Annotated in this window: 26 protein-coding genes and 1 riboswitch; of the genes, 9 read left to right on the forward strand and 17 right to left on the reverse strand. The window is 52.7% G+C overall.

Annotation, left to right across the window (positions count from 1 at the left end; genetic code table 11):
- Window positions 1-23 precede the first annotated feature (23 nt).
- Window positions 24-239 carry a 30S ribosomal protein S21 gene (rpsU, locus tag SK36_RS00965; RefSeq protein WP_001144069.1) on the reverse strand — a complete coding sequence of 72 codons (216 nt, stop codon included), beginning with the start codon at window positions 237-239 and terminating at the stop codon, window positions 24-26.
- A 236-nt stretch (window positions 240-475) separates the two neighbouring features.
- Here rpsU and tsaD point away from each other — a divergent pair, with 236 nt between their 5' ends.
- Window positions 476-1,489: a tRNA (adenosine(37)-N6)-threonylcarbamoyltransferase complex transferase subunit TsaD gene (gene tsaD, locus SK36_RS00970; protein ID WP_045447717.1), complete on the forward strand. Its 1,014-nt coding sequence runs from the start codon at window positions 476-478 to the stop codon at window positions 1,487-1,489.
- Between the two features lie 79 nt (window positions 1,490-1,568).
- On the opposite strand, the gene ureG is transcribed toward tsaD, so the two are convergent.
- Genes ureG through ttdA form a run of 10 tightly spaced genes read right to left on the reverse strand, consistent with a single transcriptional unit; the run spans window position 1,569 to window position 9,647 of the window.
- The gene (gene ureG, locus SK36_RS00975; protein ID WP_045447714.1) at window positions 1,569-2,186 is read right to left on the reverse strand and encodes an urease accessory protein UreG; all 618 of its coding nucleotides are present in this window, start codon (window positions 2,184-2,186) and stop codon (window positions 1,569-1,571) included.
- Window positions 2,187-2,195: 9 nt separating this feature from the next.
- Window positions 2,196-2,867 (reverse strand): urease accessory protein UreF, encoded by a 672-nt coding sequence (locus SK36_RS00980; protein ID WP_048220525.1) that lies wholly within the window; start codon window positions 2,865-2,867, stop codon window positions 2,196-2,198.
- Window positions 2,867-3,325 (reverse strand): urease accessory protein UreE, encoded by a 459-nt coding sequence (gene ureE / locus SK36_RS00985; RefSeq protein WP_048220526.1) that lies wholly within the window; start codon window positions 3,323-3,325, stop codon window positions 2,867-2,869. The genes SK36_RS00980 and ureE overlap by 1 nt, the downstream gene beginning before the upstream one ends.
- Before the next feature lie 9 nt (window positions 3,326-3,334).
- Window positions 3,335-5,038 carry an urease subunit alpha gene (gene ureC, locus SK36_RS00990; RefSeq protein WP_048220527.1) on the reverse strand — a complete coding sequence of 568 codons (1,704 nt, stop codon included), beginning with the start codon at window positions 5,036-5,038 and terminating at the stop codon, window positions 3,335-3,337.
- Window positions 5,031-5,351: an urease subunit beta gene (locus tag SK36_RS00995; RefSeq protein WP_048220528.1), complete on the reverse strand. Its 321-nt coding sequence runs from the start codon at window positions 5,349-5,351 to the stop codon at window positions 5,031-5,033. The genes ureC and SK36_RS00995 overlap by 8 nt, the downstream gene beginning before the upstream one ends.
- A gap of 9 nt (window positions 5,352-5,360) precedes the next feature.
- On the reverse strand, window positions 5,361-5,663 hold the full coding sequence (locus SK36_RS01000; protein ID WP_045447688.1) for an urease subunit gamma: 303 nt from the start codon (window positions 5,661-5,663) through the stop codon (window positions 5,361-5,363).
- 10 nt (window positions 5,664-5,673) lie between these two features.
- Complete coding sequence (locus SK36_RS01005; RefSeq protein ID WP_197086119.1) at window positions 5,674-6,570, reverse strand: urease accessory protein UreD; 897 nt, start codon at window positions 6,568-6,570, stop codon at window positions 5,674-5,676.
- 50 nt (window positions 6,571-6,620) lie between these two features.
- Window positions 6,621-8,084 (reverse strand): anion permease, encoded by a 1,464-nt coding sequence (locus SK36_RS01010; protein WP_045447686.1) that lies wholly within the window; start codon window positions 8,082-8,084, stop codon window positions 6,621-6,623.
- Between the two features lie 49 nt (window positions 8,085-8,133).
- Window positions 8,134-8,739, reverse strand: coding sequence for a L(+)-tartrate dehydratase subunit beta (gene ttdB, locus SK36_RS01015; RefSeq protein WP_045447683.1), 606 nt, complete (start codon window positions 8,737-8,739; stop codon window positions 8,134-8,136).
- Window positions 8,736-9,647, reverse strand: a complete 912-nt coding sequence (gene ttdA / locus SK36_RS01020; protein WP_370637214.1) for a L(+)-tartrate dehydratase subunit alpha — start codon at window positions 9,645-9,647, stop codon at window positions 8,736-8,738. Before ttdA ends, ttdB begins: the two co-directional genes overlap by 4 nt.
- Before the next feature lie 211 nt (window positions 9,648-9,858).
- Here ttdA and ttdR point away from each other — a divergent pair, with 211 nt between their 5' ends.
- A complete protein-coding gene (gene ttdR, locus SK36_RS01025) occupies window positions 9,859-10,791 on the forward strand; it encodes an L-tartrate utilization transcriptional activator TtdR (RefSeq protein ID WP_048220529.1) in 933 nt (310 codons plus the stop codon).
- 38 nt (window positions 10,792-10,829) lie between these two features.
- On the opposite strand, the gene plsY is transcribed toward ttdR, so the two are convergent.
- Window positions 10,830-11,447 (reverse strand): glycerol-3-phosphate 1-O-acyltransferase PlsY, encoded by a 618-nt coding sequence (plsY, locus tag SK36_RS01030; RefSeq protein WP_045449781.1) that lies wholly within the window; start codon window positions 11,445-11,447, stop codon window positions 10,830-10,832.
- A gap of 106 nt (window positions 11,448-11,553) precedes the next feature.
- Here plsY and folB point away from each other — a divergent pair, with 106 nt between their 5' ends.
- Window positions 11,554-11,922, forward strand: a complete 369-nt coding sequence (gene folB / locus SK36_RS01035) for a bifunctional dihydroneopterin aldolase/7,8-dihydroneopterin epimerase (protein WP_045447677.1) — start codon at window positions 11,554-11,556, stop codon at window positions 11,920-11,922.
- Between the two features lie 89 nt (window positions 11,923-12,011).
- On the forward strand, window positions 12,012-12,830 hold the full coding sequence (bacA, locus tag SK36_RS01040; RefSeq protein ID WP_048220530.1) for an undecaprenyl-diphosphate phosphatase: 819 nt from the start codon (window positions 12,012-12,014) through the stop codon (window positions 12,828-12,830).
- A gap of 83 nt (window positions 12,831-12,913) precedes the next feature.
- Here the strand turns inward: bacA and SK36_RS01045 are convergent, their stop codons facing one another.
- Together SK36_RS01045 and SK36_RS01050 are read right to left on the reverse strand one after the other, a co-directional pair.
- Entirely contained in the window at window positions 12,914-14,149 is a 1,236-nt protein-coding gene (locus SK36_RS01045) for a multifunctional CCA addition/repair protein (protein WP_045447671.1), read from the reverse strand.
- Between the two features lie 62 nt (window positions 14,150-14,211).
- Window positions 14,212-14,832 carry a TIGR04211 family SH3 domain-containing protein gene (locus SK36_RS01050; protein ID WP_045447669.1) on the reverse strand — a complete coding sequence of 207 codons (621 nt, stop codon included), beginning with the start codon at window positions 14,830-14,832 and terminating at the stop codon, window positions 14,212-14,214.
- A 241-nt stretch (window positions 14,833-15,073) separates the two neighbouring features.
- On the opposite strand from SK36_RS01050, the gene SK36_RS01055 reads away from it, so the two are divergent.
- The 3 genes from SK36_RS01055 (at window position 15,074) to hldE (ending at window position 20,835) form a co-directional block, all read left to right on the forward strand.
- Window positions 15,074-16,375: a CYTH domain-containing protein gene (locus SK36_RS01055; RefSeq protein ID WP_048220531.1), complete on the forward strand. Its 1,302-nt coding sequence runs from the start codon at window positions 15,074-15,076 to the stop codon at window positions 16,373-16,375.
- Between the two features lie 126 nt (window positions 16,376-16,501).
- Window positions 16,502-19,342, forward strand: coding sequence for a bifunctional [glutamate--ammonia ligase]-adenylyl-L-tyrosine phosphorylase/[glutamate--ammonia-ligase] adenylyltransferase (gene glnE, locus SK36_RS01060; protein WP_048220532.1), 2,841 nt, complete (start codon window positions 16,502-16,504; stop codon window positions 19,340-19,342).
- Between the two features lie 59 nt (window positions 19,343-19,401).
- Window positions 19,402-20,835, forward strand: a complete 1,434-nt coding sequence (hldE, locus tag SK36_RS01065) for a bifunctional D-glycero-beta-D-manno-heptose-7-phosphate kinase/D-glycero-beta-D-manno-heptose 1-phosphate adenylyltransferase HldE (protein WP_045447661.1) — start codon at window positions 19,402-19,404, stop codon at window positions 20,833-20,835.
- Here the strand turns inward: hldE and SK36_RS24525 are convergent.
- Window positions 20,804-21,016 (reverse strand): hypothetical protein, encoded by a 213-nt coding sequence (locus SK36_RS24525; protein WP_136345236.1) that lies wholly within the window; start codon window positions 21,014-21,016, stop codon window positions 20,804-20,806. The genes hldE and SK36_RS24525 overlap by 32 nt on opposite strands.
- 351 nt (window positions 21,017-21,367) lie before the next feature.
- On the opposite strand from SK36_RS24525, the gene glgS reads away from it, so the two are divergent.
- Entirely contained in the window at window positions 21,368-21,574 is a 207-nt protein-coding gene (glgS, locus tag SK36_RS01070; protein ID WP_136345237.1) for a cell surface composition regulator GlgS, read from the forward strand.
- Between the two features lie 33 nt (window positions 21,575-21,607).
- On the opposite strand, the gene ubiK is transcribed toward glgS, so the two are convergent.
- Window positions 21,608-21,904 (reverse strand): ubiquinone biosynthesis accessory factor UbiK, encoded by a 297-nt coding sequence (gene ubiK / locus SK36_RS01075; RefSeq protein ID WP_048220533.1) that lies wholly within the window; start codon window positions 21,902-21,904, stop codon window positions 21,608-21,610.
- Window positions 21,905-22,036: 132 nt separating this feature from the next.
- Window positions 22,037-22,186, forward strand: a riboswitch (FMN riboswitch).
- 106 nt (window positions 22,187-22,292) lie between these two features.
- Between ubiK and ribB the strand changes: the two genes are divergently transcribed.
- Complete coding sequence (gene ribB / locus SK36_RS01085; RefSeq protein WP_003828424.1) at window positions 22,293-22,946, forward strand: 3,4-dihydroxy-2-butanone-4-phosphate synthase; 654 nt, start codon at window positions 22,293-22,295, stop codon at window positions 22,944-22,946.
- A gap of 83 nt (window positions 22,947-23,029) precedes the next feature.
- On the opposite strand, the gene dsbI is transcribed toward ribB, so the two are convergent.
- Window positions 23,030-23,707, reverse strand: a complete 678-nt coding sequence (gene dsbI, locus SK36_RS01090; RefSeq protein WP_048220534.1) for a protein-disulfide oxidoreductase DsbI — start codon at window positions 23,705-23,707, stop codon at window positions 23,030-23,032.
- Window positions 23,708-23,715 lie beyond the last annotated feature (8 nt).

Genomic DNA, 23,715 nt, shown 5'->3' on the forward strand with positions numbered 1-23,715 from the left:
GAGAGACTTAGCTCTCAGAAGACTTAGTACAGACGAGTGCGGCGTGCGTTTTCGCGAGCCAGTTTCTTCGCGTGACGTTTCACAGCAGAAGCTTTAGCGCGCTTACGTTCGGTAGTCGGTTTTTCATAGAACTCACGACGACGAACTTCCGCCAGAACACCTGCTTTCTCGCAGGAACGCTTGAAGCGACGCAGTGCTACGTCGAACGGCTCGTTTTCACGTACTTTAATTACCGGCATGTAACTCTCACCTTTAATAAATTCGGTTTGCCGCTGGCATCAACGCCAGCTTATTTCAAAATGGTGCGGAATTTTACTGCAATTGCTGCTGCTTTGTAAAGCACCGACACGATATTGAAAGGGACTTTTATAAGGGTGAGGAGTATACACGACGCTTCTTCCTGGGGCGAACAAAGTTTTACATCAACCCGCATTCGACCTACACTGCGCGGTATTAGAGCGAGGTAAAACAAGACATGCGTGTACTGGGAATTGAAACATCCTGTGATGAAACCGGCATCGCCATTTACGACGATGAAAAAGGTCTTTTAGCCAACCAATTGTATAGTCAGGTGAAATTGCACGCTGACTACGGTGGTGTTGTGCCTGAACTGGCCTCGCGCGATCACGTGCGTAAAACTGTGCCGCTGATTCAGGCTGCGTTAAAAGAAGCGAACCTGACGGCAAAAGATATTGATGCGGTGGCTTATACTGCAGGCCCAGGTCTGGTTGGCGCGCTGCTGGTTGGGGCAACGGTTGGGCGCTCGCTGGCGTTCGCATGGAACGTGCCTGCAATTCCTGTTCACCATATGGAAGGCCATCTGCTGGCACCGATGCTGGAAGATAATCCGCCGGAATTCCCTTTTGTAGCACTGCTGGTTTCCGGTGGACACACACAACTGATTAGCGTTACTGGTATTGGCCAGTATGAACTGCTGGGCGAATCGATTGATGATGCCGCAGGCGAAGCGTTCGATAAAACGGCCAAGCTGTTGGGGCTGGATTATCCTGGCGGCCCGATGCTCTCTAAGCTGGCATCGCAAGGCGTGGAAAAGCGCTTTGTCTTCCCGCGCCCGATGACCGATCGTCCGGGACTGGATTTCAGCTTCTCCGGTCTGAAGACCTTTGCCGCGAACACCATCCGTAATAACGAAAATGACGATCAGACTCGCGCTGATATCGCTCGTGCCTTTGAAGATGCAGTAGTCGATACGCTGATGATCAAGTGCAAACGCGCGTTGGATCAAACCGGTTTTAAACGTCTGGTGATGGCGGGTGGAGTGAGTGCGAACCGTACTCTGCGTGCGAAACTGGCGGAGATGATGCAAAAACGCCGTGGTGAAGTGTTCTATGCGCGCCCGGAATTTTGTACTGATAATGGGGCGATGATCGCCTATGCCGGCATGGTGCGTTTTAAAGCCGGTGCTACGGCAGACCTTGGCGTAACGGTGCGCCCACGCTGGCCGCTGGCGGAATTACCGGCAGCATAAGTTGATATAGTGCCGGATAGCAGTATCCGGCCTACAGATTCCGTAGGCCCGGTAAGCACAGCGTTACCGGGCAAGAAAACTACTCCCGCAGCATCCCTTTTTCTTCCAGAAATGTGATTATTTTTTCCAGACCCGCGCCCGTTTTTAAATTAGTAAACGTCCACGGACGCTCGCCGCGCATGCGCATAGTGTCGCGCTCCATAACTGCCAGTGAGGCTCCGACGTAAGGGGCGAGATCGGTTTTGTTGATCACCAGAAAATCAGATTTAGTGATCCCTGGCCCGCCTTTACGTGGGATCTTTTCGCCTTCGGCGACGTCGATCACGTAGATCGTCAGATCCGCTAATTCCGGGCTGAAGGTTGCGCTCAGGTTGTCGCCGCCGCTTTCCACAAAGATCAGCTCCAGATTGCCAAACTTTTTGCTCAGCGCTTCCACCGCAGCCAGATTCATCGAAGCATCTTCGCGGATCGCCGTATGTGGACAGCCGCCGGTTTCCACTCCCACAATTCTTTCCGGCTCCAGCGCCCCCGCTTCGGTGAGAATGCGCTGATCTTCTTTGGTGTAAATATCGTTGGTCACCACAGCCAGTTGGTATGTGTTGCGCATGGCTTTGCATAATGCCTCCAGCAACGCCGTTTTACCGGAACCGACCGGACCACCCACGCCAACGCGCAGGGGATGTTTGTATTCACTCATTTTTTCTCCTCAGGAGCGGAATAATCGGCAATATTGGGTTTCATGTCGGGCAGAGGCGATAGCGGCCAGCGGTGTTGCGGATCCCAGTCCGTCATCAGGACATGTCAGTGCCTGATCCAGGCCCTGCGCATATCGATCGCAAAGCAAAAGAATCAATCGCTGCGCCGCCTGTTGCCCAAAGGGAACCAGTTTGACCCCGGCCATGACGGCGCTCTCGATCCAGCTGTAGCCGAAACTCAGAGCGAGACTGATCAGAGGGATTTTCCAGCGCACGCCCAGCCAGGCCAAACCGCAAAGCTGGCTGTCAGCGAAGATCGCGCGCCATTCCTGGACGCAATCCGGTTCCCAGTCGACTACCAGGCGTGCGAAGGCTGCACCTCTGCTGCGTTCTTCCTCACGCAGTTCTCGGGTTTCCCGACAGGCCAGCAGATATGCCGTCCAGCGGCGGGCGGTACTGATATCATCCAGCTCACAGGCATGGTAAAGGCGGGCCAGCAGTGGTAAATCGACGGAAAAAAAGTTCTGTTCCATTTGTTGAATTTGCCACTGCGCGAAGGTTTCGGTATCTGTTACCCAGCCGATTTCCACCGCCCACTCCAGACCCTGGGACCAGGTAAACGATCCCACCGGTAAGCTACTGCTGGCGAGCTGCATCAGGCGCAGCTGTTGGGTTTCACGCATCAGTGTGCATGACTGTGATGGTGCCCGTGGGACTCGCTGGCATACGCGCCCGCTTCCGGCTCAAAGGGCAGGTGGGCAAACGTGACCTGTAGATCGAACTGGCGCAGCATGTCATCCAGCACATGATCGTGGTGATAGCGCAGTTCATCGGGCAGAATTTGCAGCGGTACGTGACGGTTTCCCAGGTGATAACAGGCTTTAGCGAGCAGGAACGGATCGGCGCAGTGCACGACGGAGACTGCTTCGTTTGCTGCGATAATTTCTACCACTTCCGTACCTTCTGCCGTGCTCAGACGATCCCCCCCGCGTAACAACAGACCACGTGGCAGCAGTAAACCCGCCTCACGCCCGTCGTTCAGCCGCACTTTCGCGCGGCTTTTGACGCGAACATCGATGGGCAGCGTCAGCGTGGCGGTTACAGCGGCAGTGGTTTCAATACGTTGCGTCAGAAACAGCATCTCGACTCCTTAAAATAAAAAGTAACGTTGCGCCATCGGCAGCACGTCTGCCGGTTCGCTGGTAATTAATTCACCGTCGATGCGTACCTCATAGGTCTGGGCATCGACGGTAATATTGGGTTGCAGACAGTTGTGGATCATGTCGGCTTTTTTTACCGTCCGGCAGCCTTTTGCCACCGCGATAGCGCTTTGCAAATTGAGCTGCTGTGGGATGTTATGTGTAGCAGCAGCTTGCGAAATAAACGTCAGGCGGCTGTGATGGCGTGCTGCGCCGAGTGCCCCGAACATCATGCGGTAATGCACCGGCTGTGGAGTGGGAATCGAGGCGTTGATATCGCCCATCGGCGCGCAGGCAATCATGCCCCCCTTAATGATCGTGGCGGGCTTCACGCCAAAAAAAGCGGGTGACCAGAGCACCAGATCCGCCAGTTTTCCGACCTCTATCGAGCCAACCTCATGGGCGATGCCGTGTGTCAGCGCCGGGTTGATGGTGTATTTGGCGATATAACGTTTAACACGCTGGTTATCGTTGTCGCCGGTCTCTTCCGCCAGCGCGCCGCGCTGGATCTTCATCCGGTGGGCTACCTGCCAGGTTCGCAGGATCACTTCCCCGACACGTCCCATCGCCTGGGAATCTGATGACGTCAGAGAAAATGCGCCAATGTCATGCAGGACGTCTTCGGCAGCGATCGTTTCCCGGCGAATGCGTGACTCGGCAAACGCCACGTCTTCGGCAATATCCGGATCGAGATGATGGCAGACCATCAACATGTCCAGATGTTCATCGATCGTATTGACGGTATAAGGCAGCGTCGGGTTGGTGGAAGAGGGTAAAATATTGGCATATGCGCAAGCAGTGATGATATCCGGTGCATGCCCGCCGCCAGCACCTTCAGTGTGGAAGGTATGAATAGTGCGATCGCCGATCGCTGCCAGTGTATCTTCGACGAAGCCGGACTCATTCAACGTATCGCTGTGTAGCGCGACCTGAATGTCCATCTCTTCGGCCACGCTTAACGCACAGTCGATCGCTGCAGGTGTTGCACCCCAGTCCTCATGGATCTTCAGACCGATCGCACCTGCCATTACCTGTTCGCGTAGAGCATCAGGACTCGAGCCGTTGCCTTTGCCCAGAAGACCAATATTGACCGGTAGCGTGTCTGCCGCCTGTAACATTCGGGCGATATACCACGGACCTGGCGTGCAGGTTGTCGCATGGGTCCCGGCAGCAGGACCTGTGCCGCCACCGATCATTGTTGTCACGCCGGAGACCAGCGCCTCTTCTGCCTGTTGTGGGCAGATCCAGTGAATATGGGTATCCACGCCGCCTGCGGTGACGATCTTTCCTTCACCGGCTATCGCTTCCGTCCCTACACCGATCGGGATCGTGACATCGGGCTGTATATCCGGGTTGCCCGCTTTGCCTATAGCGACGATCCTGCCCTCTTTTATGCCGATATCTGCTTTGACGATCCCCCAGTGATCGATGATCAACGCGTTAGTGATCACCAGGTCCACGCACGCCTGAGCGTTCATTTGCCCCTGGCCCATACCATCGCGGATCACCTTTCCACCGCCGAATTTGACCTCCTCACCGTAAGTGGTGAGATCGTTTTCTACTTCGATCCACAGTTCGGTATCTGCCAGACGGACTTTGTCACCAGTGGTGGGGCCAAACATGTCGGCGTAGGCCTGCCGGGATAGATCACTCATTGTCTGCCTCCAGCGCGCCCATCACGTCGCCGCGAAAACCAAAGATCCGCTGTGCACCCGCCACGCGAACCAGTTCGACTTCCCGCTTTTGACCAGGCTCGAAACGTACTGCTGTACCTGCAGGAATATTCAGACGAAAACCTAATGCTTTTGGACGATCAAAACGCAGCGCCGGATTGACCTCATAAAAGTGATAATGCGATCCGACCTGAACGGGGCGATCGCCATGGTTCTCCACCACGATCGTGCGGGTTTCTCTTCCTGCGTTGATGACGATATTTCCCGCCAGAATTTTATATTCACCAGGGATCATGACCGCTCCTTATATGATCGGGTTGTGAACGGTGACCAGCTTCGAACCGTCCGGGAAGGTGGCTTCAACCTGAATGTCCGGGATCATTTCCGGCACCCCCTCCATCACCTGATCGCGGGTCAGAACGTGGCGACCGTCTTCCATCAGTGATGCAACGGTTTTGCCGTCACGCGCACCTTCCATGATGAAGGCGCTAATCAACGCTACCGATTCCGGGTAATTGAGCTTCAGTCCGCGGGCCAGGCGGCGCTCCGCCACCAGCGCAGCAGTAAAGAGCAACAACTTGTCTTTTTCTCTGGGAGTCAGTTCCATAGTGGTTCTCTTATGTTTGCCAGATTCGGGGTAGTACAGGGGGTTTTTGAGTCAGCAGCGGGCGCAGAAACTGCCAGAGGTTGCGCATTACGCGCTGAACGACCAGGTTGTCATTGGCGAGAACGCGTACCGTCAACAATGAGTCGACCACCGTTGCCCCGGTATAATCACCGAGAGGCGCAAGCCGTTCGCGAATGCCATCCAACATGTTTTCTGTGGCCGGATAGCACAGCAGCGTGCCAACCCAGGGCTGACAGGCAAGGGCATTCAGTTCACCGTTTTGAATATGTAGCCGTTCTATCAGCAACGGCAAACCCTCTCGCCACACCTCCAGACGGCTGTGTAGCGAGCCGTGGTTGAAGGCTTCCTGCATCACCGGTCGCCCCAGACAGTAGAGATCCCAGGCCAGCAGACGGCTGTTACTGGCAAGATGAAACGCGGACTGAAGGTTCGCGTGTGCGCCGGGAAAGAGGATCGTATCCTGCGGGAGCCATTCCAGCGTGCTTTGCGGAGCGAGTGTAAAATCCTGGCGCAGTACAGCCAGTGGACCCGAACTGCGATAAAACTTCCCTGCACCGGGCATGGTGATTAACGCGTGGCTTTTGTTATCCAGAGCGACGGAGATATGTAACTCATCGCCTCCGACAATCCCGCCGGGCGGATGAAGTAAATAGAGGTGGCACACGTCTTCTTCCGGGTAGAACGGGCGTTGTACCGTTAGTGGACCAACATGGCGAGCTGAAGCGAGCACTGTTTTGTGCGCGGAACGGGTGAACCGCAGGTCCAGTTCAGCCTGCCAGCCCCGTGTGAGTGTCTCGTGCGCCGCGGTGTCCAGAGCGTTTCCCTTATCAACGTGAGGATGTGTGCATACCAAAAAGTATGCCTCAGCGCACAGGTAAACGGTCATACAAGAAGCTTATGGAAAAAAGGGGCGGCATCATGTCGCCCCAACGAGGTTTACAGCAAAACGAGAGGCATCCAGACCAGACCGGTTATCACCAACAGCACCAGGAAGATCAGGCCGAAAATTGCGCCCAGCCGCCAGTAATCAACCGTTGGTAAATAGCCGCTGCCGTAATAGATCGGGCTTGGACCTGTTGCGTATGGTGTAAGAATACTGCCCAGACCAATTGCAGCCCCTACCATCAGGCAGAATACTGGCAGCGGGATTGCCGGCATTGCCAGTGCGGCAGCAATCATCATTGGAGCCAGTGCGGAGGTATAAGCTGTGGCACTGGCAAAGAAGTAGCGCAGCAGGTAAAACACCACGATCAGTGCCACCATTACCATGATGGGCGAGTAACCGCTTAGTCCGTTCGCCAGTAATTTACCAAACCAGGTAATAAAGCCGGTGTTATTTAGCCCGGTCGCCAGGGTAATCAGTGAGGCCAGCCAGAAAAAGACGTTCCATGCTGCTTTATTACTGACAATGTCATCCCAGGATATGATACGTAGCACCAGCATAAGTGCGACGACGCTGTAACCGACCATTGCGGCATCGATATAATCGCCGCCAAAGATCCACAGCACCAGTGCCCCGACCATCAGTACCAGCATTTTCTTTTCTCGCGAGCAGAGGGGGCCCATCGCGTTAAGTTCCGACTCTGCCCAGAGAGGAACCTGATTGCCTGATTTTAGCACCGGTGGGTACAGCACATACGCCAGCCATGGCACTAACAACACCAGTAAAATGCTCAGCGGCAGCATACCTAAGAACCAGTCGCCCCAGCTTAGTGCGGTATGAGAAGCGCCTTTCATCAGGCCAATCAGCAGCAGGTTTGGCGCCATTGCCGTTAAGAAAATGGCGCTGGTGACGCAGTCAGCGACGATTCCCATCCACATAATATAGGAGCCAATAGAGCGAGAACTGGAATCATTCGGCTGTGAATTATACAGCGGCGGCAGGTTACGAATAATCGGATAGATAATTCCTGCACCACGCGCAGAGTTGGAAGGGGTGACGGGGGCGAGGATCAGCTCAGAAAACATCACCGCATAGCCGAGAAACAGTGTACGGTGTCCCATCCTTTTCACCAGCCATAGCGCAATACGCCGACCCAGACCGGTTTTCTCATAACCGGTACCGAACATAAATGCTGCGAAAATCAGCCAGATAACCGAGTTTGAAAAACCAGAAACTGCCCACGACAATGATTTGGCGGTAAATTTAAAACCGTCCTGGGCAAGTTGTTCAGGGCTAAATAACAGCCATGGCGAAAGTACAGCGATGATCGAGATCCCGATCATTGCCACCACAGCGCCTGGTACAGGTTCCAGAATGAGTCCCACAATCACACCGGTAAAGACGGCAAAATAGAGCCAGGTATGACTCTCAAGACCAGTGGGAACGGGCAGAACAGCAATAATGGCGATGACCACCAGCGGAGCCAGGTATCGCCACCAACCAGCTAAAGGTGCCATTGTTGTATCCCTGCGAAAAGAGGAGAGGCATCACGCCTCTCCGGGAGGGTTATTTGATGTAGTGCACGTGCTCGCAGATCTCGTCCACGATAGGGTCGCGACGTTCAGCGAACAGCTTTTTGTTTTCAGCGATCAGGTTGTTACCGTGGGTATCGATGGAGACAATCAGCGGACCGAACTCTTTTACCCGACAAACCCATAGCGATTCCGGCATCCCAAGCTCTGTCCAGTGCACTTCTTCGATCTCTTCAACCTGCGTTGCGGCAACTACCGCACACCCTGCGGGGAAGATCACATGCAGCGCTTTAAACTGCTTACATCCTTCTTCAGTCAACGGCCCCATGCCACCTTTACCGACGACCAGTTTCACGCCAGTTTGCTCAATGAACTCTTTCTCAAAGGCCTCCATACGCATGCTGGTGGTTGGACCGACGGAGACCATCTCCCATTTTTCCCCGTTCTTACGCACGATAGGCCCGGCGTGGAAGATCGCTTTACCGTTGAGGTCGAAAGGAATAGGACGTTTAAGCTCGATCAGGCGGCGATGACATACGTCACGGCAGGTGACCAGCGTACCGGTAAGGTAAATCACATCGCCAACGCGAATATCTTCCAGGTCTTCGGCTTTGATCGGGGTTGTCAGGATCTTTTTCATAACGCGCTCCGGGTGTGAGACAGATTTTCGAAGGAGAGATCGGCATGAACCAGCAGCGTGCCGCGACGATGCGCCCAGCAGCCGGTAGAAACGGCGACACCAATCGTCGATGGATGACGTGCAGCGGATTCAATATGTACACCCATGACGGAACTATTGCCGGTTAGCCCCTGTGGACCAATCCCCAGACGGTTAAGTCCCTCTTCCAGACGCAGTTCCAGCTCAGCGGCTTTTGGATTTGGGTGGCGTGTTCCAATAGGACGCAGAACGGCCTTACGTGAGAGCACGGCAGCGGTTTCCACGGAAGTGGCGATACCAACGCCTACCAGCACTGGCGGGCAGGCGTTTACCGCCAGTGTTGAAATGTTTTCGAAGACAAATTTCACCACGCCTTCATAACCTTCGGAGGGCATTAACACTTTGGAACGTCCTGGTAACGTACAGCCTCCACCTGCCATATAGACTTCGATTTCAGCATCATCACCGTCAGGGATGATGTCCCAGGTCACCCACGGCACGCCGGTACCGGTATTTTTCCCGGTATTTACTTCGTCAAAAATCTCTACTGCGTTATGGCGCAGCGGTGCTTTTACCGTGGCATCTTCAACGGCCTGCTTAAGAATGCTTTGCAGTTCACCCAGGAGAGGAAAACGTGAACCGACCTTCACAAAGAACATGATCTCACCGGTGTCCTGACACGCCGGGCGATTCAGGTCGATAGCTTTTTGCATGTTATCGAACATGGTGTGATAGATAATTTTGCCCATGGGCGAGGTTTCGCCTTCCCGTAGCTGTTTTAATTTATCCACAACGTCATCGGGCATCCGGGTAGAAATCATGGCGGTAAAATCAGCGACAATGTTAGTCAACGTCTTTATCGCATTTTGGTTATTTTGATTGCTCATCATGTCAACTCCAGTTCTTTTATTTATCTGGAAATAAATTCTCCGCCACAAACTACCACTAAAAATGTGGTTTTATATTTTTTGCTGCTGTGAATATCTAATTAACAGTTCGTGAATGATGTCAAAATAAGGCGCTGAAAATTGCGCAAGGGCAGGGTTTAATTTGTTGCGGGGAATTACACTGCGACTAACACTATCCACGGATATTCAGAACATGCTGAACACTTATCCCTTAGCCAAAGACCTGCAGGTACTGGTGGACATTGTTCATACTGGAAGCTTTAGCGCTGCCGCCGCGACGCTGGGGCAAACACCTGCGTTTGTGACGAAACGCATTCAGATCCTTGAGCAAACGTTGGGGACTACACTGCTGAGCCGCTCTGCTCGGGGTGTGACACTAACGGAAAGTGGGCAGCGATGTTATGAACATGCGCTGGAGATCCTCGCCCGTTATCAGCACCTGGTGGATGACGTCACACGAATCAAAACACGCCCGGAAGGGATGATCCGTATCGGCTGTAGTTTTGGGTTTGGGCGTAGTTATATCGCCCCGGCTATTACCGAATTAATGCACAGTTATCCCGAATTACAGGTACATTTTGAGCTTTACGATCGGCAAATTGATTTAGCTCAGGATAATATCGATCTGGATATTCGTATTAATGATGAAATCCCAGACTATTATATTGCGCATTTGTTAACGAAAAATAAAAGGATATTGTGTGCAGCACCAATGTATTTACAGAAATACGGTCAGCCGATGACGCTACAGGAATTAAGCCACCATGATTGCCTGGTGACGAAAGAACGCGATATGACGCATGGGATATGGGAACTTAATAATGGGCAGGAGAAAAAATCGGTTAAGGTAGCAGGGCATCTGTCTTCTAACAGCGGCGAGATTGTGTTGCAGTGGGCGCTGCAAGGAAAGGGAATTATGTTGCGCTCCGAGTGGGATGTTCTGCCATTCCTGAAAAGCGGCGAGCTGGTACGTGTGCTACCGGATTATGCGCAAAGCGCCAATATTTGGGCGGTATATCGGGAGCCGTTATACCGTAGCACCAAGCTAAGAGTGTGTGTGGAGTTTCTGGCGACATGGTGTCAGCACCGATTGGGTAAACCTGGCGAAGGATATCAGGTTCCGTAGGCCGGATAAGACGCGTTAGCCTCGCCATCCGGCAGCAATTATTCGGGATCTTTTTCGCGTTTTTTCTTCAGCTTGGTCCAGATTTTCGGTTCCTGACGACGCCACAGACGCTGGATATTGTCATGATGGCGCAGCAGAATTAAGCACGACAACATAGAGACCGGGAAAGTGAACTGGGGTTTGAACCACCAGACATAAAACGGGGCAATCAGGGCGCTGACGATAGCCCCTAACGAAGAATAGCCGCTCAATAATACGGTTAGCAGCCACGTTCCCGCCATTACGCCAGTAAGGTCCCAGCCTATTGGCGCTATCGCACCAAACGCAGTGGCTACGCCTTTACCGCCTTTAAAGCCAAAGAATACCGGCCAAATGTGGCCCAGACAGGCGGCGATAGCGATCAATCCCAACCAGAAGGGACTGACGCCTAGCGCATATGCGCCCCACACGGGTAACATACCCTTCAGGACGTCGAAAATCAGCACGGCTACGGCTGCTCCCTTGCCACCTATACGCAACACGTTTGTTGCGCCGGGGTTACCGGAGCCGCTGTCGCGTGGGTCGGGTAAACCCGCGAGGCGGCAGACCAGAATGGCACTGGAAATTGAGCCGCAGAGGTACGCGAAGATGATCATTCCAGGCGCGATTGCACTCATAAGCTGTTCCGTTTTGAAAATGTCGTGTAAAACGCTACTTCTGTGGATAATACGCATATTTCGCCGGAAGTGGTATCCGGGTTAGCCAAAAAGCAGGCAGGTCGTGATGGATATTGTATTTATAGAGCAACTTTCGGTAATCACCACTATCGGTGTTTACGACTGGGAACAAACCATCGAACAAAAACTGGTGTTCGATATCGAAATGGCGTGGGATAACCGCAAATCGGCCAAAAGCGACGATGTTGCTGATTGTCTAAGCTATGCTGATATAGCTCAAACCGTTGTCAGCCACGTGGAAGGCGGGCGATTTGCGCTGGTCGAACGTGTGGCAGAAGAAGTGGCGGAGTTGCTATTGAGTCGTTTTAATTCTCCATGGGTGCGTATCAAACTCAGTAAACCTGGGGCGGTGGCACGCGCGGCAAACGTTGGGGTGATCATTGAGCGTGGCAATACTCTGAAAGAAAATAATTAACTTAATAATATATAAACCAAACGTGTATAAAAGGGTCTTAAAGCAGGCTCTTTTTTTATTGTCCGTTTTTTTTATTTAGGGGTTTATTGATGAGCGATATGCACTCGCTGCTGGTGGCGGCCATTTTGGGTGTGGTTGAGGGGCTGACGGAGTTTTTACCTGTCTCCAGTACAGGCCATATGATTATTGTTGGCCATCTGCTGGGGTTTGAAGGTGATACCGCAAAAACATTTGAGGTGGTGATCCAACTGGGATCTATTCTGGCAGTTGTGGTGATGTTCTGGCGGCGTTTGTTTGGCCTGATTGGCATCCATTTCGGCAAAACCCCGCATGAAGGCACTGGCAAAGGACGTCTGACGTTGGGGCATATTTTGCTGGGGATGATTCCGGCAGTCGTGTTGGGATTAGTGTTCCACGACATGATTAAGTCGCTGTTTAACCCAATTAACGTTATGTACGCACTGGTGGTCGGCGGTTTGTTGTTGATTGCTGCAGAATACCTGAAACCCAAGGAACCGCGAGCACCGGGGTTGGATGATATGACTTATCGTCAGGCATTTATGATCGGTTGTTTCCAGTGTCTGGCTCTGTGGCCTGGCTTTTCGCGTTCTGGTGCGACCATCTCTGGTGGGATGCTGATGGGGGTGAGTCGTTATGCCGCATCTGAATTTTCGTTCCTGCTGGCAGTACCGATGATGATGGGCGCAACGGCGCTGGATCTCTACAAAAGCTGGTCGTTCCTGACGACAGCTGATATTCCTATGTTTGCTGTGGGTTTCGTGACGGCTTTTGTCGTGGCGCTGGTGGCGATCAAAACCTTCCTGCAATTGATTAAACGTATTTCGTTCATTCCGTTTGCGATTTACCGCTTTATTGTGGCTGCCGCTGTTTACGTTGTGTTCTTCTGAGTTTGCCATGGTGCCGGATGGTGACGCTTACGCGTCTTATCCGGCCACGCCTGCTGGGTAAGCGCTGAACGCTGCGTCAGTTATTACGTTTTCGGGCAACGTTGCTCTTTCCAGGCCGCTACTGCCGCAATGCGACGTCGGGTCAACTCCTCGCGAATTGCCGGTCCTTTAAATCCTGCTTCGACGACATCTTTTGTAGGAACTGCCTGCGCTGTCAGCCAGGCTTCGCGCAGCCAGCGGCCTTGCGGGTAATCTACCGCTTCGAAACCGGTTCGACCACGCACATCGGCCTCACTGGTCAGAGCTATTTGTTCCACACGATGTGGTTTACGCCAGGCATCGATGGAATCGAATAGCTTAACGATGGTTTTCGGCTGCAGTATCGGGAAGGTATGAATGAGATCGTGAAACTCGGCCACCAGTTTGGCTAAATCACGAATGTCATTTGGTACGCGCAAACGCTGGCACAATTGCTCTACCAGCTTAACACCTGCCGGGCCATGGCCGTGATGGCGAGGCCAGAGTGAGGGCGGTGTGAGTGATTTACCAAGATCATGACAAAGTGTGGCGAAACGCACGTCAACTTCCTGGCTCAGCATGGCGGCCATCGACAGTGTCATTAGGGTGTGTATTCCGGTATCGATTTCTGGATGCCATTTTGCCGGTGCCGGTACGCCAAACAGAGCGTCTATTTCAGGAAACAGTACGCGTAAGGCACCGCAATCGCGAAGCACCTGGAAAAAGACCTGCGGATTGCGGGTGGTTAAGGCACTCTCAGTTTCTTTCCACACACGTTCTGGCGTAAGGTGCTCCAGTTCCCCTGCGTGGGTCATCTCCCGCATCAGCGCCATCGTTTCGTCGGCGATACGAAAACTAAGATGCGCATAGCGGGCAGCAAAGCGCGCCACACGCAGCACACGCAGCGGATCTTCGCTAAAGGCTGGAGAAACATGGCGCAACAGGCGGTTTTCGAGATCGCTACGTCCGTTATACGGGTCGATAATTTCCCCGTCATCGTCGCGAGCCAGGGCGTTTATCGTCAGGTCTCGTCGTTGGAGATCAGCTTCCAGCGTCACGTCTGAAGCGGCATAACAGGTAAACCCGGTATAGCCTGAGCCTGATTTTCTTTCGGTACGCGCCAGCGCATACTCTTCACGAGTTTTCGGATGGAGAAAAACAGGAAAATCGCGGCCTACCTGCTGGTAGCCCGCGTCAAGCATCTCTTGTGGCGTGGTACCGACAACAACCCAGTCTTTATCTTTAATCGGTAGCCCTAATAACGCATCCCGAACAGCACCACCGACCAGATAAATCTTCACGCCACTTTCCTTTTGAAAAAGTTAATCCCTTAATAATATGTCAGTGTGGCAGAGAAGGCGATTCAGTTCATCCAGCGATCTTTGCGTTTACGTGTTGGGATCATATGTGGCAGCACCAGACCGAGCAGCAGACCGAGTCCTAGCACGCCGCCGCCATACATAAACCACTGCATGATGATGGTACGCTGCTTGTCATCAAGCTGAAGGTTGGCTGCGCTGACTTTCTTTTGTGCCACAATAAGCTCGTTCTTCAGCTTCTGGTTTTCTGCTTTCAATCCATCGATCACGCTGTCGCTTTGCGCCACTTTTTGCTGCATATCGGCGGTGCGCTGATTCCAGGTGGTATCGATATTAGTGAGCTTATCGGTCAGAACTTTAACCTGATTTTCTAAGTCCGGGACGCGGGTGCGCAGGCTTGGCGTACTGTTCAGCTCTTTCAGTGGGATCCAGGCGGTACGCCCGGTACTGTCTTTGACCTGCGCGTAGTTGGTGCTGGCGTCGGTCTGTAATAGCGTAACTTCCTCGCCGGCGTTAACCGTACCCACGAGGCGATAGTTATCTCCTGGACCACTGCGGACCCAGGTGTTCAGTTCGTCAGAAACATAGCGCTTTTCTTCGGCATGGGAGACGGCAGTGGCGCTAAGTGCGAGTAAAGTTAATCCAATCAGGCGTAATTTTGGCATCAGGCTGTCGTTGTTGTCATAGAAAGTGGAACGATAGTAGTGGCAACAGTGTCTCTACGCAAAGCATTAGACATCAATCGGAATCATCTGTGTCCTTTTTGCCACCACTCGAAACTTTTACGCCCGTCAAATTGTCCGTTGCATGGCAATTTGGCGCAAAATACTATCTACTGACAATTAAGAAAGCACTTAGTTCGCAGTCTGTCTTCTCAACTGTGACATAACCCATAAGTACAAGATCATGGCCCAGGAAATCGAATTAAAGTTTATCGTCAATAGTGATGCCGTAGATGCGCTACGTGAACATCTGAATACGCTGGGGGGAGAGCACCATGCGCCCAGCCAGTTACTGAATATTTATTACGAAACGCCGGATGCGTGGCTGCGTGCTCACGATATGGGGCTGCGTATTCGCGGTGAGAATGGTTGTTATGAAATGACCATGAAAATTGCCGGAAGATTGACGGGCGGCCTGCATCAGCGACCGGAATATAACATTGCGCTGAGTGAGCCAGTGCTGGATCTCGCACAGTTTCCTGTGGAAGTCTGGCCCAATGGCGAGCTGCCAGCCGATCTCGCTTCCCAGGTACAACCGCTGTTTAGCACCGATTTTTACCGTGAGAAATGGCGTCTTGATGTTGACGGTAGCCAGATTGAAATCGCCCTTGACCTTGGGGACGTGAAGGCGGGAGAGTTCGCTGAGCCTATCTGTGAGCTGGAACTTGAGCTCTTAAGCGGCGATACCCGTGCAGTGCTGAAGCTGGCGAACCAACTGGTTTCGCAAACGGGTTTACGCCAGGGCAGCCTGAGTAAGGCGGCACGCGGTTATCATTTGGCTCAAGGAAATGCGCCACGCGAACTCAAACCCACGAGCATTCTGAAAGTGCCTGCGAAGGCGAGCATTGAACAAGGGTTGGAAGCTGCGCTGGAGCTGGCGCTGTCACAATGGCAGTACCATGAAGAGTTGTGGGTTCGCGGTGTCAAAGGGGCGAAAGCCGAGGTGCTGGCGGCTATGGGGTTGGTTCGTCACATCCTGATGCTGTTTGGCGGTAATGTTCCGCGTAAAGCGAGCGCTCACTTACGTGATTTACTGACCCAGTCGGAAGCGACCATTGCCTCGGAAGTTTCTGCTGTTTCAGCGGTGTATAGTACGCAAACGGCGATGGCAAAACTGGCGCTTACCGAATGGTTAGTGACCAAAGCGTGGCAACCGTTTCTGGATGCTAAGGCGCAGGGCAAAATTGCCGATTCCTTCAAGCGTTTTTCCGATACCCATCTTTCACGTCATGCGGCTGAATTGAAAACTGTTTTTGGTCAGCCGTTGGGCGATCAATATACCGATCAGATCCCGCGTCTGAGCCGCAACATTGATAGCGTTCTGATGCTGGCGGGATACTACGACGAACATGTCGCGTCGGAATGGATTGCCAACTGGCAGGGTTTACTTCATGCCATCAAAACCCGTCAACATATTGAAATTGAACACTTCCGCAATGAAGCGATCTCTCAGGAACCGTTCTGGCTGCATAGCGGAAAACGTTAATCAGAGCCGAAGCAGGGATGCCTGATGGCGCTCTACTTATTCGGCCTACGCGATAGGTGCATGTATCATGTAGTCCGGATAAGGCGAAACATAGCCATCCGGCATCATTGAAAGGATAAGCCTTAAATGAAGCAGCTCTCTTCACCATTACAGCAGTACTGGCCGACCGTTGTTGAGCGTCTGCCAACAGCACTTCCTGAGGCATCGCTGAGTATTCAGGCGAAGTCAGTACTTACATTCAGCGATTTTGTCCGCGATAGCATTATTGCTCATCCTGAGTGGCTAAAGGAGCTGGAAAGCGCGCCAGTCCAGGCTGATGAATGGCAGCACTATGCCGCCTGGTTACAGCGCGCGCTGTCAGACGTACACGATGAAACGGCGTTAATGCGCGAGCTTCGACTGTTCCGTCGTCGCATCATGGTGCGTATTGCCTGGGCACAGACGCTGTCGCTGGTGGCTGAAGAGAGTATTTTGCAACAGTTAAGTCATCTGGCGGAGACGTTGATTATCGCAGCGCGTGACTGGCTGTATGACGCCTGCTGTCGAGAATGGGGAACACCCTGTAATTCGGACGGCGTTGCGCAACCGCTGCTGATTTTAGGCATGGGGAAACTGGGCGGGGGCGAGCTGAATTTTTCCTCTGATATCGACCTGATTTTTGCCTGGCCGGAACATGGATCTACGCAGGGCGGGCGGCGTGAACTGGATAACGCGCAGTTTTTCACCCGCATGGGACAGCGCCTCATCAAAGTGTTGGATCAACCAACGATGGATGGTTTTGTCTATCGGGTGGACATGCGTTTACGTCCGTTTGGCGACAGTGGTCCGCTGGTACTGAGTTTCTCTGCGTTGGAAGATTACTACCAGGAGCAGGGGCGTGACTGGGAACGTTACGCGATGGTTAAAGCGCGTATTATGGGGGATGCTGACGGCACCTACGTCAGCGAGCTTCGCGCTATGCTGCGGCCTTTTGTTTTCCGTCGCTACATCGATTTCAGCGTGATTCAATCTCTGCGTAACATGAAAGGGATGATTGCCCGTGAAGTCCGCCGGCGCGGCCTGAAGGACAACATAAAGCTGGGGGCGGGCGGCATTCGTGAAATCGAATTTATCGTTCAGGTATTCCAGCTCATTCGCGGCGGGCGCGAACCCTCGCTGCAATCCCGCTCGTTACTCCCTACGCTTAGTGCGATCAATGCACTGCATCTGCTGTCTGATAATGATGCGGAACACCTGCGAACCGCCTATCTCTTTTTACGTCGTCTGGAAAATCTGCTGCAGAGCATCAATGACGAACAGACCCAGACGCTGCCGGGTGATGAGCTAAATAGGGCCCGCCTGGCATGGGGTATGGGGGCGGATGACTGGCAGCAGTTAACCGATACGTTGGCAATACATATGGGCAACGTGCGTCGGGTATTTAACGAATTAATTGGCGATGATGAAACTGATACACAGGAAGAGTCGCTGTCGGAACAGTGGCGTGAACTTTGGCAGGACGCGTTGCAGGAAGATGACACCACACCAGTGCTGACGCATCTGGCGGATGACGATCGTCGCCGCGTGCTGGCTCTTATTGCGGATTTTCGCAAAGAGCTGGATAAACGTACGATTGGCCCACGGGGGCGACAGGTGTTGGATCATTTGATGCCGCACCTGCTGAGCGATGTCTGTTCCCGCGATGATGCTTCCGTACCGTTGTCGCGTATTACCCCGCTACTGGTGGGCATTGTCACCCGCACCACCTATCTGGAGCTGCTGAGTGAATTCCCTGGCGCGCTGAAGCATTTGATTTCGTTATGTGCCGCCTCGCCGATGGTGGCCAGCCAGCTGGCGCGGTATCCGTTGCTGCTTGACGAGCTGCTTGACCCTAATACCTTGTACCAACCAACCGCAACCGACGCTTATCGTGACGAGTTACGCCAGTATTTACTGCGTGTGCCGGAAGATGATGAAGAACAGCAACTGGAAGCGCTGCGTCAGTTTAAGCAAACGCAACTGCTGCGTATCGCAGCGGCTGATATCGCTGGTACGCTACCGGTGATGAAAGTGAGTGACCATCTGACCTGGCTGGCGGAAGCCATTATTGATGCCGTGGTGCAGCAGGCCTGGATGCAAATGGTCGCCCGTTATGGGCAACCAACCCATCTTGGCGATCGCGATGGTCGTGGTTTTGCCGTTGTCGGTTATGGCAAGCTGGGTGGCTGGGAGCTGGGTTACAGCTCCGATCTGGATTTGATCTTCCTGCATGATTGCCCGATGGATGTGATGACTGACGGTGAACGTGAGATTGACGGTCGGCAGTTTTATCTGCGTTTGTCGCAGCGCATTATGCATCTTTTTAGCACCCGTACTTCTTCCGGCATTTTGTATGAAGTGGATGCTCGGCTGCGCCCATCCGGTGCTGCAGGAATGCTGGTAACATCCACCGAAGCCTTCGCCGATTATCAGCGCAACGAAGCCTGGACGTGGGAGCATCAGGCACTGGTACGCGCTCGTGTGGTTTATGGCGACCCGCAATTGACCTCTCAGTTTGACGCGGTGCGCCGCGATATCATGACACTCGCTCGCGACGGGAAAACTTTACAGACTGACGTGCGCGAAATGCGTGAGAAAATGCGTGCACATTTGGGCAATAAACATCGCGATCGTTTTGATATCAAAGCCGATGAAGGTGGGATCACCGATATTGAGTTTATTACGCAATATCTGGTGTTGCGCTATGCCCATGAAAAACCGAAGTTGACGCGCTGGTCGGATAATGTGCGCATTCTGGAATTACTGGCGCAGAACGACATTATGAATGAGCAGGAAGCACTGGCGCTTACCCGCGCCTACACGACGTTGCGTGATGAGCTTCACCACCTTGCTCTGCAGGAGCTTCCGGGACATGTCGCGCCGGAGTGCTTTAGTGCAGAGCGCTCACTGGTGCGGAGTAGCTGGCAGAAGTGGCTGGTTGCTGAGTGAAGTGTGCTATTATCGCGCGCAAATTTTAAGACCCTCAGAGAATCTCTCAGGAGACAGGAATGAAAGTAACGCTGCCAGAGTTTGAACGTGCAGGAGTCATGGTTGTCGGTGATGTGATGCTGGATCGCTACTGGTACGGGCCTACCAGCCGTATTTCGCCAGAAGCGCCGGTGCCGGTGGTCAAAGTGGATACCATTGAAGAACGTCCAGGCGGCGCGGCAAACGTGGCGATGAACATTGCCTCTCTGGGAGCGAATTCTCGTCTGGTTGGGCTGACCGGTATTGATGATGCGGCTCGTGCGCTGAGTAAAACGCTGGCTGATGTGAACGTGAAATGTGACTTTGTTTCCGTGCCGACGCATCCGACAATCACTAAACTACGCGTACTTTCCCGCAACCAACAGCTGATTCGCCTGGACTTTGAGGAAGGCTTTGAAGGTGTGGATCCGCAGCCGCTGCATGAACGTATTAACCAGGCTCTGGGTTCAATTGGTGCTCTGGTACTTTCTGATTACGCCAAAGGCGCTCTGGCTAGCGTACAGCAGATGATTGCACTGGCGCGTAATGCTGGCGTTCCGGTGCTTATTGATCCGAAAGGCACTGATTTTGAGCGCTATCGTGGTGCGACTCTGCTGACGCCGAACCTGTCTGAGTTTGAAGCTGTTGCCGGTAAGTGCAAAAGCGAAGACGACCTCGTTGAACGTGGTATGAAGGTGATTGCTGATTTCGACCTTTCCGCACTGCTGATAACGCGCTCTGAGCAGGGCATGACCTTGTTGCAGCCGGGTAAAGCACCGCTGCATATGCCAACCCAGGCACAGGAAGTGTATGACGTTACCGGTGCGGGGGATACGGTTATCGGCGTGCTGGCGGCAACGCTTGCAGCAGGTAACACGCTGGAGGAAGCATGCTATTTTGCTAATGCCGCAGCGGGTGTTGTCGTTGGTAAGCTTGGGACATCAACCGTTTCACCGATTGAGCTGGAAAACGCCGTGCGTGGTCGGGCGGAGACCGGTTTTGGCGTGATGAGTGAAACAGAATTGAAACAAGCCGTAGCCAGCGCCCGTAAGCGTGGTGAGAAAGTGGTGATGACCAACGGTGTGTTTGACATCCTGCACGCAGGCCATGTCTCTTATCTGGCGAATGCGCGTAAGCTTGGCGATCGTCTGATCGTTGCGGTGAACAGCGATGCTTCCACCAAACGTCTGAAAGGCGAAACCCGTCCGGTCAACCCGCTCGAACAGCGAATGATCGTGCTGGGTGCGCTGGAATCCGTCGACTGGGTGGTCTCTTTTGAAGAAGATACTCCGCAACGCCTGATTGCTGGCATTCTGCCGGATCTGCTGGTGAAAGGCGGTGATTATAAGCCAGACGAGATTGCGGGCAGTGAAGAGGTGTGGGCTAACGGTGGTGAAGTTCTGGTGCTGAACTTCGAAGACGGTTGCTCAACAACAAATATTATCAAAAAGATCCAGAAAGACAGCGATAAGTGATGAATGCCGGAAATGCACCGAACTTTTCGTTGCGGTGCGCTTCCTCCTGTTGACGCTGCTGTTTTTTCAACCCAGAGTGCAGGAATAAGGGTGAGAGGGGATTTTTCCCCCTCTGATTGACTGTTAATGAGCCTGGAAACTTATCAGTAACAGCACCCAGTATGATGACTCGTTTCATCATAACCCTTTCCCTATTAAAGCCCCTTCTTCGAGAGGGGCTTTCTCGTTGCAGCCCCTTGCTGACAAGGCGATTGTTGGTGTGCGTCTATGCGGCGCAAGGGCTTCCTCGTCTCACTTTTCTATTGCTGGATCGGTTACGCAAAACAGAGATTTTCCTGGAGAACTGTTCGTGATCTTAATGCCGTCGTTGGACTTCATTGGTTCAACGATTATCCCCTCACAGATTTTGTAGAAAAGTGTGAAGCAAGGCCTTTAATGTGCGCACTTAATGCACAGAACAGCTTCGCATATAGGTAAATACTGAGATCAGAAAAAGCATATAGCCTTAACAGATATTCAATAACTGGAGGGTATGCTCATGAACAGCAATATGTATTCACTGAACAATTTTGATTTCCTGGCCCGGAGTTTTGCCAGGATGCAGGCTGAGGGCCACGCTGTTGATATCCAGGCAGTGACTGGAAACATGGATGAGGAACATCGCAGCTGGTTTTGCAAACGCTACGCACTTTATTGCCAGCAGGCCAGAGAGGCGAAGAAATTAGAGCTGGAACACTAACAGATCAACGGGCCTTGCGGCCCGTTGCCATTTTTACTCTTGTGGATCGACTGGCGGGATCGCCGGAGCAGGCTGAACTTCGGCCGGTTTTTCACGTGCTTCCAGCTCAGTAAGACGTTGCTCAAGCAGCGCCAGCTTTTCACGGGTGCGCAGTAAAACCTGGGTTTGTACGTCAAATTCTTCGCGGCTAACCAGATCCAGACGCGTCAGCTGTGACTGCAGTGTTTGGCGGATTTTCTTCTCGACGTCTTCCCCAAACTCGCGGATCCCTTTCGGCATCGACTCGTGAACCTGACGAGCAATCTGCTCAATTTTTTTCGGGTCAATCATGGTGGTTTCCCTGAACTGGTACGTGTTGCTGCCTATTGTAGTGCGATATGGCACAGGCATAAACCAGAATTGTGTGAAGCTAAGTCGAGTAAAGGCGTTGATGACAGTAATCAATAGCGTTATAGTTAACCCGCTTATTCTCAGGGCGGGGCGAAATTCCCCACCGGCGGTAAATCAACTGATGTTGAAAGCCCGCGAGCGCTTTGAGTGCAAACTCAAAGGTCAGCAGATCCGGTGTAATTCCGGGGCCGACGGTTAGAGTCCGGATGGGAGAGAGTAACGATCCAGCCGGGCATGGACCCGCTCACGTTATTTTTTTGCCGCTTAAACGGTACTCCTAAGACTGCCCTGATTCTGGTAACCATAATTTTAGTGAGGTTTTTTTACCATGAATCAGACGCTACTTTCCTCTTTTGGTACGCCTTTCGAACGTGTTGAACATGCGCTGTCTGCGCTGCGTGAAGGACGCGGTGTAATGGTGCTTGACGATGAAGACCGTGAAAACGAAGGCGATATGATTTTCCCGGCAGAAACCATGACCGTTGAACAGATGGCGCTGACCATCCGTCACGGCAGTGGTATTGTCTGCCTGTGCATCACTGAAGACCGCCGTAAACAGCTCGATCTGCCTATGATGGTGGAAAATAACACCAGTGCTTACGGTACTGGTTTTACTGTGACTATCGAAGCTGCAGAAGGCGTAACTACCGGTGTTTCCGCTGCTGACCGTGTCACCACGGTTCGCGCTGCGATTAAGGATGGTGCGAAACCTTCTGATCTGAACCGTCCGGGACACGTTTTCCCGCTGCGCGCTCAGGCAGGCGGTGTGTTAACGCGTGGTGGTCATACTGAAGCCACCATTGATCTGATGACGCTGGCAGGTTTTAAACCGGCTGGTGTGTTGTGTGAATTGACCAATGATGATGGCACCATGGCGCGTGCGCCAGAGTGCATCGAATTTGCAGGCAAGCACAATATGGCAGTTGTCACTATCGAAGATTTAGTGGCTTACCGTCAGGCGCACGAGCGTAAAGCCAGCTGAGTTTTTGGCCATGCCTGTCGTGGCGATGCATAAAAAAACCGAAGTCAGTTTTCTGACTTCGGTTTTTTGTTACTGCGGCCAGGCTATTTTGTGCTGATCAGCTTGAGTATCCACGCACAACTCATCACCAGTAAAAACGCTAAACATAAACCAAAGGCCAGCAAACAGGATTGCGCCATATTCATAAATTGCCATGGCGGGATCAAATACCAGCCTTCGGATTGCTGGTAGAGATCGATAAACCATTGCTGTGTGCTACTAAGCGTTACTCCATCAGGAACGACAGGCGCGTCATACCCGCAATCTCCAGTGGGTTTAAACCATTCTGGTGCCCAGTTTGCCAGTGGCAAATTGAAAGGGAATGTCGGATCGGTGGAACATCCCTGCACACCAAACAGTGAATCCGGGTCTGGGTTATGTACTGCATGATGAATGCTATTAAGCTTGATCGAGAACTTAACACCCATGATGCTGCCGTAAAACGCCGCGATACAGCCAATGAGCTTCAGAATGATATTTCTCGGGTTTACTGCCGCAATCAACCCACCAAAAACCATCACGAACATGGCAAAGCGAATGTAAACACACTGCTCGCAGGGTGCCATGTAGAGATAGATCTGGAAGAAAGAGTGCGCCAGTATAATTAACCCACCCATTGCGAGTGCCATAAACAACCACAGAAAGCGGTGTTCCTGCCATCTCACCAGAGTATCAACCGGCGTAGTACGTAAATTCCGCCACAATCCCTTTATGAAAGCCATAGCCTTAT

This window comes from Citrobacter sp. MGH106 (assembly GCF_001037495.1).
Classification (GTDB): Bacteria; Pseudomonadota; Gammaproteobacteria; order Enterobacterales; family Enterobacteriaceae; genus Citrobacter; species Citrobacter murliniae.

Bases quoted from the DNA above. Each gene is read 5' to 3' on its own strand.
- tsaD (WP_045447717.1), top strand. From the start codon at position 476: ATGCGTGTACTGGGAATTGAAACATCCTGTGATGAAACCGGCATCGCC.
- plsY (WP_045449781.1), bottom strand. From the start codon at position 11,447: ATGAGTGCAATCGCGCCTGGAATGATCATCTTCGCGTACCTCTGCGGC.
- SK36_RS00980 (WP_048220525.1), bottom strand. From the start codon at position 2,867: ATGCGTGAAACCCAACAGCTGCGCCTGATGCAGCTCGCCAGCAGTAGC.
- ureC (WP_048220527.1), bottom strand. From the start codon at position 5,038: ATGAGTGATCTATCCCGGCAGGCCTACGCCGACATGTTTGGCCCCACC.
- SK36_RS01005 (WP_197086119.1), bottom strand. From the start codon at position 6,570: ATGACCGTTTACCTGTGCGCTGAGGCATACTTTTTGGTATGCACACAT.
- ureG (WP_045447714.1), bottom strand. From the start codon at position 2,186: ATGAGTGAATACAAACATCCCCTGCGCGTTGGCGTGGGTGGTCCGGTC.
- SK36_RS01050 (WP_045447669.1), bottom strand. From the start codon at position 14,832: ATGCCAAAATTACGCCTGATTGGATTAACTTTACTCGCACTTAGCGCC.
- rpsU (WP_001144069.1), bottom strand. From the start codon at position 239: ATGCCGGTAATTAAAGTACGTGAAAACGAGCCGTTCGACGTAGCACTG.
- SK36_RS01055 (WP_048220531.1), top strand. From the start codon at position 15,074: ATGGCCCAGGAAATCGAATTAAAGTTTATCGTCAATAGTGATGCCGTA.
- ubiK (WP_048220533.1), bottom strand. From the start codon at position 21,904: ATGATTGACCCGAAAAAAATTGAGCAGATTGCTCGTCAGGTTCACGAG.
- ureE (WP_048220526.1), bottom strand. From the start codon at position 3,325: ATGCTGTTTCTGACGCAACGTATTGAAACCACTGCCGCTGTAACCGCC.
- hldE (WP_045447661.1), top strand. From the start codon at position 19,402: ATGAAAGTAACGCTGCCAGAGTTTGAACGTGCAGGAGTCATGGTTGTC.
- folB (WP_045447677.1), top strand. From the start codon at position 11,554: ATGGATATTGTATTTATAGAGCAACTTTCGGTAATCACCACTATCGGT.
- glgS (WP_136345237.1), top strand. From the start codon at position 21,368: ATGCTCATGAACAGCAATATGTATTCACTGAACAATTTTGATTTCCTG.
- SK36_RS00995 (WP_048220528.1), bottom strand. From the start codon at position 5,351: ATGATCCCTGGTGAATATAAAATTCTGGCGGGAAATATCGTCATCAAC.
- SK36_RS01000 (WP_045447688.1), bottom strand. From the start codon at position 5,663: ATGGAACTGACTCCCAGAGAAAAAGACAAGTTGTTGCTCTTTACTGCT.
- glnE (WP_048220532.1), top strand. From the start codon at position 16,502: ATGAAGCAGCTCTCTTCACCATTACAGCAGTACTGGCCGACCGTTGTT.
- SK36_RS01010 (WP_045447686.1), bottom strand. From the start codon at position 8,084: ATGGCACCTTTAGCTGGTTGGTGGCGATACCTGGCTCCGCTGGTGGTC.
- bacA (WP_048220530.1), top strand. From the start codon at position 12,012: ATGAGCGATATGCACTCGCTGCTGGTGGCGGCCATTTTGGGTGTGGTT.
- ttdA (WP_370637214.1), bottom strand. From the start codon at position 9,647: ATGATGAGCAATCAAAATAACCAAAATGCGATAAAGACGTTGACTAAC.
- dsbI (WP_048220534.1), bottom strand. From the start codon at position 23,707: ATGGCTTTCATAAAGGGATTGTGGCGGAATTTACGTACTACGCCGGTT.
- SK36_RS24525 (WP_136345236.1), bottom strand. From the start codon at position 21,016: ATGATGAAACGAGTCATCATACTGGGTGCTGTTACTGATAAGTTTCCA.
- ttdR (WP_048220529.1), top strand. From the start codon at position 9,859: ATGCTGAACACTTATCCCTTAGCCAAAGACCTGCAGGTACTGGTGGAC.
- ttdB (WP_045447683.1), bottom strand. From the start codon at position 8,739: ATGAAAAAGATCCTGACAACCCCGATCAAAGCCGAAGACCTGGAAGAT.
- ribB (WP_003828424.1), top strand. From the start codon at position 22,293: ATGAATCAGACGCTACTTTCCTCTTTTGGTACGCCTTTCGAACGTGTT.